The organism is Pseudomonas imperatae (assembly GCF_057128625.1).
In genome coordinates this window covers 119331-125955 of sequence record NZ_JBSKHP010000021.1, presented here as the reverse complement: position 1 = coordinate 125955, position 6625 = coordinate 119331, and the positions used below count along the sequence as shown (strand labels likewise).

The window sequence follows — 6625 nt, the reverse complement described above, 5'->3', positions numbered from 1 at the left end:
GGCCATCCGTTCGGCTACCGCTTCCCCGGCGAACACGGCAGCTTCGACCTGATCTTCTACGGCCAGGACGGCCAGCCAGGCGGCGAAGGCTACAACGCCGACCTGGGCAACTGGGAATAACCATGCAGCGCGCCCGCGGCTTCACCCTGCTGGAAATGCTCGTGGTCATCGTGCTCATCGGCGTGGCCGCGGGGCTGGTGGGCTATGGCTTGCAGCGTGGGTTGCACAGCGCCGGCGAGCGCAAGGCGGTGGTGCAAGTGGTGGAGGCTCTGCGCGCCACCCGCGTGCGCGCCATCGTCACCGGGCAGCCAGCGCGCACCCAATTCGACCTGGCGGCGCGGCGTTTCCAGGCGCCGGGCAAAGCCATCGAGGCGTGGCCGGCGGACCTGCAGGTGCAACTGCACACCGCTGCAGAACTGGGCTCGGCGTTCGAGTTCTACCCCGATGGCGGCGCCAGCGGCGGCCACCTGCTGCTCAGCGATGGCGGCCAGCGCTGGCGCATCGACGTGTCGTGGCTGACCGGGACGGTCAACCTGCAGGCGCTGCGATGAAGGCGCAGCAGGGCTTCACGCTGCTGGAAATGCTCGCTGCACTGACCATTCTGGCCGTGTGCAGCGCCGTGCTGCTGATGGCCTTCGGGCAGGCGGCGCGCTCGCTCAAGCAGGTGCAGGCCAGCGACCGGCTGACCGCCGCCGGCCGCTCCATTCTCGACCAGCAGGCCGACGGCGAGTTGCAGCCGGGCAGCCGCGACGGCACCTGGGCGGGTATCCGCTGGCACCTGGACGTGCGCCAGCTGCCGGCGGCCAACCATCTGCGTCTGTTCCAGCTGGACCTGCGCGTGCGCGAAGACCAGCGCCAGGCGCACTTCGCCACGCTGACCGTGCGGGGGGCGCAGCCATGAGCCGGCGCCAGGGCGGCTTCACGCTGCTGGAAATCCTCCTGGTGCTGAGCCTGCTGGGCGTGCTGCTGGCGCTGGTGGGCGGGGCGATCCTGGGCGCCAACCGCGCTGTGGCCAAGGCCCAGCACTACACCGAGCGCCTGGACGAAGTGCGCGCGGCGCAGGACTTCCTGCGCCGCGCCATCGGCCAGGCGCTGCCGCTGGACGACGGCCAGCAGCGGGTATTCGTCGGCGGCGCCCAGGCCATGGCGTTCATGGCACCGCTGTCGGCCAACCTCGGCGGCGGCATCGTGCTGCATAGCCTGGCCCTGCACGGCCGGCGCCTGGAAGTGGCGCTGAGCCAGGGCGGCCAGCCCTGGGGCGAACCCCAGGTGCTGCTGCACCAGGTGCGCAGCCTGCAATTCAGCTACCGCGGCTATTCGCCCAAGGGCGAGCTGAGCGCCTGGCTGGCCACCTGGCCGTGGCCGGGGCGGCTGCCACGCACGGTGCAGATCGACGCGCAGCTGGGCGGCCCGGTGCCGTGGACTGCGGAAAGCGTGACCCTGCGCCTGGACCTGTCGACGGTGGCCGGCCAATGAAGCAGCAGCAAGGCGTGGCGTTGCTGCTGGTGCTGTGGGTGCTGGCGCTACTGAGCATTCTGCTGGCCGGGTTGGCCGGCTGGGTGCAGCTGGAAAGCCGCCAGGCCCTGTGGCAGCGCCAGCACACCGAGGCGCTGTTGGCAGCCGAGGCTGGCATCAACCTGACAGTGGCGGCCCTCAGCGACCCGGCGCAGAAAAACGCCTGGCCCGCCGACGGCCGTCCCCACGCGCTGGCCTTCGAGCGCGCCACCGTGCAGGTAAGCCTGTTCAGCGAACGCGGCAAGCTCGACCTCAACAGCGCCAGCACCACCGACATCGCCCGGCTGATGCAGGCGTGCGGCGGCGCGCGCGGCCTGGCAGCGGCCCTGGACCAGCGCCGTGGCAACGGCCAGCCACCGCTGCGAGTGGTGGAGGAACTGCGCCAGCTGCCCGGCATGAACCGCAGCGTGTTCGCCTGCGCCGCCCCGCAGGTCACCTTGTGGAGCGGCCAGGAGCAGCCCGACCCGGCGTTCGCCACGCCGCTGCTGCGGCGGTTGCTGGGCCTGCCCAGCCTCAAAGTCAGCGGCGCCGACCCCGGCCCCATCCTAACCCTGGCCAGCGTCGCGCAGTTGCCTGGCGGCTTCAACGCGACGCTGGTCGTGACCCTGCTTCTCAACCCTTCCACGGAGGGGGCCCGACCGTATCGGGTCCTGCATTGGCAAGAATGAACCTGAACACCTATTACGCCCAAGGGCGCGCCGCCTTGCAGCGGCACTGGCGCGGCAGCGGCGCCCAGCGCCTGTGGCAGGCCTGGCTGGCCGAGTTGCTGGGCCTGTTGCCGCCACGCTGGCACGCACGGCTGGCGGGCGGTGCGCCGTTGCAGGTGCTGCACTGGCCGCTGGACGAGCCGGCCGACCCCACGCCGCCGCGGGTGCTGGTGCTGCCGCGCAGCGAGGTGCTGGTGCAGACCTTGAGCTTGCCGGCGGCGGCCGCCCGCGACCTGCACAACGTGCTGGGTTTCGAGCTGGACAAATACACCCCCTACCGTGCCGAACAGGTGAGCTTCTGCGCCCAGGTGCTGGGGCAGGGCGGCAGCACCATCAAGGTGCGGCTGGTGGTGATCGTGCGCGAGCGCTTGGAGCAGATCCTCGCCGCCTGCGCCGGCTTCACCCTGCACGGCGTCGACGTGCGCGACGGCGAGCGCCTGGGCATCAACCTGCTGCCCGATGCCTTGCGGCCGCAAGCCAGCAGCGGCGGGCGCCTCAACCGTGGCTTGCTGCTGACCTGCGCCGGCCTGCTGTTGACGGTGATGGTCATGTGGCTGCAATCGCGCGAGGCGCTGTTGATCGAAATGCAGGCCCAGGTGCGCCAGCAGCAGGCGCAGATCGGCCAGTTGCAGCAGGTGCGCGAGACCCTCGCGAACACCCAGGGCGCAGCGCGCTACCTGATCCAGCGCAAGGCCGCGCAGCCGGCGCTGGCCAGCGTCATCGCCGACCTCAGTCACTGCCTGCCCGAGGGTACCTGGTTGGAACAGCTGGAAGTGGACGACGGCGGCCAGGTCACGCTGACCGGCCAGAGCACCCAGGCCAGCGCCCTGATCGGCCAGCTGAAGACCTGCCACAGCCTGGACGACCCGCAGTTCCAGGGCGTGATCCAGCCCGATGGCGACACCGGCAAGGACCATTTCAGCCTGCGCGCCCACCTGCATCAGGAGGCCGCCCATGGCTCGTCCGCTGACTGAACGTGAGCGCCGTGGCGCCGCGCTGATCGCCCTGGCGCTGGTGCTGGCGGCGCTGTACTGGCTGCTGGTGCAGAGCTGGTTCGCCGGCCCGCTGGGCGAGGTGAACACGCAGATCGAGCAACTGCGCGAACAGCAGCAGCGCTACGCCGGCCAGCTGGCCCAACGGCCGTTGCTCGACAAGCAGCTGGCCGCCGCCCGCCATGACCCTGCCAGCAGCCTCAGCCTGCTGCCCGGCAGCGACCCCAGCGCCGTGGCCGCCGACCTGATGCAGCGCATCGCCGACCTGATCAAGGCCAAGGCCGACGATGGCGCCGGCTGCGCGCTGACTCAGCGCATGCCCATCACCCCCGAGCAGGACAGCGCCCAGCCGTACCGGCAGATCAAGGTCAGCCTGACCCTGGAATGCAGCATCGAGCCGCTGATGGCGCTGCTGCACACCCTGGAATTCCACCGGCCGTTCCTGTTCGTCGACAACCTCAGCGTGCGCCGCGCCAGCAGTGCGCCGGCCACGGGCGGGGCAGGGCGGCTGACCGTGCACCTGCTGGTGCGCGGCTACCTGGCCAAGGCGGCTGCGGCGCAAGGGGAGGCGCCATGAAGCTGCGCCTCACGCCCCTGCGCGCGGCGCTGCTGCTGTGCGCCGGCACCCTGGCCGCCACCGCCGCCGGCATTGCCGGCGGCCTGGGCAGCGCGCCGGGCTGGCTGCCCCCCGGGCCTGCGCACCCGTTGGCGACAGCCCACGTGGCGGCCAGCGAGCTGCCGCAGGTGAGCCTCGACAGCCTCGACGCCGCCTGGCACACGCCGCTGTTCAGCCCCAACCGCGCCCCGGACCAGAGCGCCCAGGGGCCCAGCGCCGACCTGGCCGGCCTGGTGCTGACCGGCGTGGTGGTCAACGGCGACCTCAAGCTGGCGCTGCTGCGCGACGCCAGCGGCCACCCCCTGCGCGTCCACCAGGGCCAGGCCCTGCCCAACGGCTGGACCCTGCAACAGCTTTCTCCCCTGGAGGCGCAGTTCGCCTACCAGGGCCAAACCCGCAGCCTGCGCTTGCCGGCGCCGCGTCTTCCAGCCCCTTCACGCGCGGCCATGCTCACGCTGCCGCCGGTAACCGAACCTTGAAAACACTGTTCCCTGGAGTCACACCGTTGCGCACCCCCTTGCTCTGCCTGGCCACCGCCGTCGCCCTCGGCGGCTGTGCGACCGCGCCCCACACCTTTGAAAATGACCCGGCGCTGATGCACGAGGCCCTCAGCGGCACCGGCGACCAGCGCCAGCCCGTGGCCGAGGCGCCCGTGGCGCAACCTGCCAGCAACAACGCCGCGGTGATGCCCAAGCGGCAGATCATCAGCGGCAACCAGCGCTTCGTACGGCCGCCGGCGCCGGTCAAGGGCGAGGATGAACAGGGCAGCGGCGACATCGTCTTCAACTTCACCAACCAGCCCATCGAGGCGGTGATCAACACGGTGATGGGCGACCTGCTGCACGAGAACTACAGCATCGCCCAGGGCGTGAGCGGCGACGTCAGCTTCTCCACCTCCAAGCCGGTGAACAAGAAAGAAGCGTTGTCGATTCTGGAGACCCTGCTGTCCTGGACCAACAACGCCATGATCCGCCAGGGCAACCGCTACGTGATCCTGCCCGCCAGCCAGGCGGTGGCCGGCAAGCTGGTACCGGAGATGACCGTGTCGCAGCCTTCCAACGGCCTGTCGGCGCGGCTCTACCCGCTCAAGTACATCTCGGCCACCGAGATGCAGAAACTGCTCAAGCCCTTCGCCCGTGACAACGCCTTCCTGCTGGTGGACCCGTCGCGCAACGTGTTGAGCATGTCCGGCACCCCCGAGGAGCTGGCCAACTACCAGGACACCATCGACACCTTTGACGTCGACTGGTTGAAGGGCATGTCCATTGGCGTCTACGGCCTGCAGCGCGCCTCGGTGGCCGAGTTGATGCCGCAGCTGCAGAAGATGTTCGGTCCCGACAGCGGCATGCCGTTGGCGGGCATGGTCAAGTTCCTGCCCAACGAGCGCACCAACTCGGTGGTCGCCATCTCGGCCCAGCCCGAGTACCTGCGCGAGGTGGGTGACTGGATCAGGACCATCGACGAGGGCGGCGGCAACGAACCGCAGATGTACGTGTACGACGTGCGCAACATGAAGGCCACGGACCTGGCCAAGTACCTGCGGCAGATCTACGGCAACGGCCAGATCAAGGACGACAGCGCCGCCAAGGTCGCGCCTGGGCTGCGCACCACCACGCTGTCGTCGCTCAATGGCAGCAACAGTTCGGGTATCGGCAGCACCGGTACCACCGGGCTGACCACCACCGGCACCCAAGGCCTGAGCGGCGGCAACTCGCTGAACAACAACTCCATGCAAAGCCCTGACGAGGACAGCGACGAGGGCGCGGACGACACCGGCGGCACCGGCAGCGCCAGCGGCGGCCAGCAGAAGAGCCTGGACGACAGCACCCGCATCACCGCGCAGAAGGCCAGCAACCAGCTGCTGGTGCGCACGCGCCCGGCGCAATGGAAGGAGATCGAATCGGCCATCAAGCGCCTCGACAACCCGCCCATGCAGGTGCAGATCGAGACGCGCATTCTGGAAGTGAAACTCAGCGGCGAGCTGGACCTGGGCGTGCAGTGGTACCTGGGCAAGCTGGCAGGCAACTCCTCCAGCACCACCGTGGCCAACACCAAGGGCAGCCAGGGTGCGCTGGGCAGCGGCGGGGCTGGGCTGGGGTCCACCGACACGGCGTTCTATTCCTTCGTCAGCAGCAACTTCCAGGTGGCGCTGCATGCGCTGGAAACCAACGGCCGCACCCAGGTGCTGTCGGCGCCGTCGCTGGTGGTGATGAACAACCAGCAGGCGCAGATCCAGGTGGGCGACAACATCCCCATCAGCCAGACCACGGTGAACACCAGCACCTCGGACACTACCCTGAGCAGCGTCGAATACGTGCAGACCGGCGTGATCCTCGACGTCACCCCACGCATCAACCCGGGCGGCCTGGTGTACCTGGACGTGCAGCAGCAGGTCAGCGACGCCGACACCAGCAACGAAACCAGCACCCAGACCAACCCGAACATCTCCACCCGTTCGGTCTCCACCCAGGTGGCGGTGCAGAGCGGCCAGACCGTGCTGCTGGGCGGGCTGATCAAGCAGGACAACAGCGAGACCGCCTCCAGCGTCCCCTACCTGGGCCGCATTCCGGGCCTGCGCTGGCTGTTCGGCAGCACCACCAAGTCGAAGGATCGCACCGAACTCCTGGTGCTGATCACCCCGCGCGTGGTCACCAGCAACAGCCAGGCCCGGCAGGTGACCGATGATTACCGGCAGCAGATGCAGTTGCTCAAACCATAAGCCCGCGGCGCCCTCGGACGCGGCCTGCGGCCGCTGCTACGGGGGCTCGGCGTAGCAGCTGCCGAAGGCTGCGTCC

At 69.6% G+C, this 6625-nt stretch carries 9 protein-coding genes; all 9 read left to right on the top strand.

What is annotated here, in order from left to right; genetic code table 11:
* Window positions 1-120: type II secretion system protein GspG (locus ACWKWX_RS23770; RefSeq protein ID WP_483828772.1), on the top strand; the 120-nt coding region annotated here is incomplete at its 5' end.
* Between the two features lie 2 nt (window positions 121-122).
* Window positions 123-551 carry a prepilin-type N-terminal cleavage/methylation domain-containing protein gene (locus ACWKWX_RS23765; RefSeq protein ID WP_416425355.1) on the top strand — a complete coding sequence of 143 codons (429 nt, stop codon included), beginning with the start codon at window positions 123-125 and terminating at the stop codon, window positions 549-551.
* A complete protein-coding gene (locus tag ACWKWX_RS23760; protein WP_416425354.1) occupies window positions 548-901 on the top strand; it encodes a type II secretion system protein in 354 nt (117 codons plus the stop codon). Before ACWKWX_RS23765 ends, ACWKWX_RS23760 begins: the two co-directional genes overlap by 4 nt.
* Entirely contained in the window at window positions 898-1476 is a 579-nt protein-coding gene (locus ACWKWX_RS23755; protein ID WP_483829080.1) for a prepilin-type N-terminal cleavage/methylation domain-containing protein, read from the top strand. The genes ACWKWX_RS23760 and ACWKWX_RS23755 overlap by 4 nt, the downstream gene beginning before the upstream one ends.
* Window positions 1473-2183, top strand: coding sequence for a type II secretion system minor pseudopilin GspK (locus tag ACWKWX_RS23750; protein ID WP_483829079.1), 711 nt, complete (start codon window positions 1473-1475; stop codon window positions 2181-2183). The genes ACWKWX_RS23755 and ACWKWX_RS23750 overlap by 4 nt, the downstream gene beginning before the upstream one ends.
* Entirely contained in the window at window positions 2180-3196 is a 1017-nt protein-coding gene (locus tag ACWKWX_RS23745; RefSeq protein WP_483829078.1) for a PilN domain-containing protein, read from the top strand. The genes ACWKWX_RS23750 and ACWKWX_RS23745 overlap by 4 nt, the downstream gene beginning before the upstream one ends.
* Window positions 3177-3791, top strand: a complete 615-nt coding sequence (gspM, locus tag ACWKWX_RS23740; RefSeq protein ID WP_416425350.1) for a type II secretion system protein GspM — start codon at window positions 3177-3179, stop codon at window positions 3789-3791. The genes ACWKWX_RS23745 and gspM overlap by 20 nt, the downstream gene beginning before the upstream one ends.
* Window positions 3788-4309, top strand: a complete 522-nt coding sequence (locus ACWKWX_RS23735) for a hypothetical protein (RefSeq protein WP_483829077.1) — start codon at window positions 3788-3790, stop codon at window positions 4307-4309. Before gspM ends, ACWKWX_RS23735 begins: the two co-directional genes overlap by 4 nt.
* Window positions 4306-6549, top strand: coding sequence for a type II secretion system secretin GspD (gene gspD / locus ACWKWX_RS23730; protein ID WP_483829076.1), 2244 nt, complete (start codon window positions 4306-4308; stop codon window positions 6547-6549). The genes ACWKWX_RS23735 and gspD overlap by 4 nt, the downstream gene beginning before the upstream one ends.
* Window positions 6550-6625 lie beyond the last annotated feature (76 nt).

What these genes read in the sequence shown, in the direction of transcription:
- ACWKWX_RS23765 (WP_416425355.1), top strand. Translation starts at nt 123, where the DNA reads ATGCAGCGCGCCCGCGGCTTCACCCTGCTGGAAATGCTCGTGGTCATC.
- gspM (WP_416425350.1), top strand. Translation starts at nt 3,177, where the DNA reads ATGGCTCGTCCGCTGACTGAACGTGAGCGCCGTGGCGCCGCGCTGATC.
- ACWKWX_RS23750 (WP_483829079.1), top strand. Translation starts at nt 1,473, where the DNA reads ATGAAGCAGCAGCAAGGCGTGGCGTTGCTGCTGGTGCTGTGGGTGCTG.
- ACWKWX_RS23735 (WP_483829077.1), top strand. Translation starts at nt 3,788, where the DNA reads ATGAAGCTGCGCCTCACGCCCCTGCGCGCGGCGCTGCTGCTGTGCGCC.
- ACWKWX_RS23745 (WP_483829078.1), top strand. Translation starts at nt 2,180, where the DNA reads ATGAACCTGAACACCTATTACGCCCAAGGGCGCGCCGCCTTGCAGCGG.
- ACWKWX_RS23760 (WP_416425354.1), top strand. Translation starts at nt 548, where the DNA reads ATGAAGGCGCAGCAGGGCTTCACGCTGCTGGAAATGCTCGCTGCACTG.
- ACWKWX_RS23755 (WP_483829080.1), top strand. Translation starts at nt 898, where the DNA reads ATGAGCCGGCGCCAGGGCGGCTTCACGCTGCTGGAAATCCTCCTGGTG.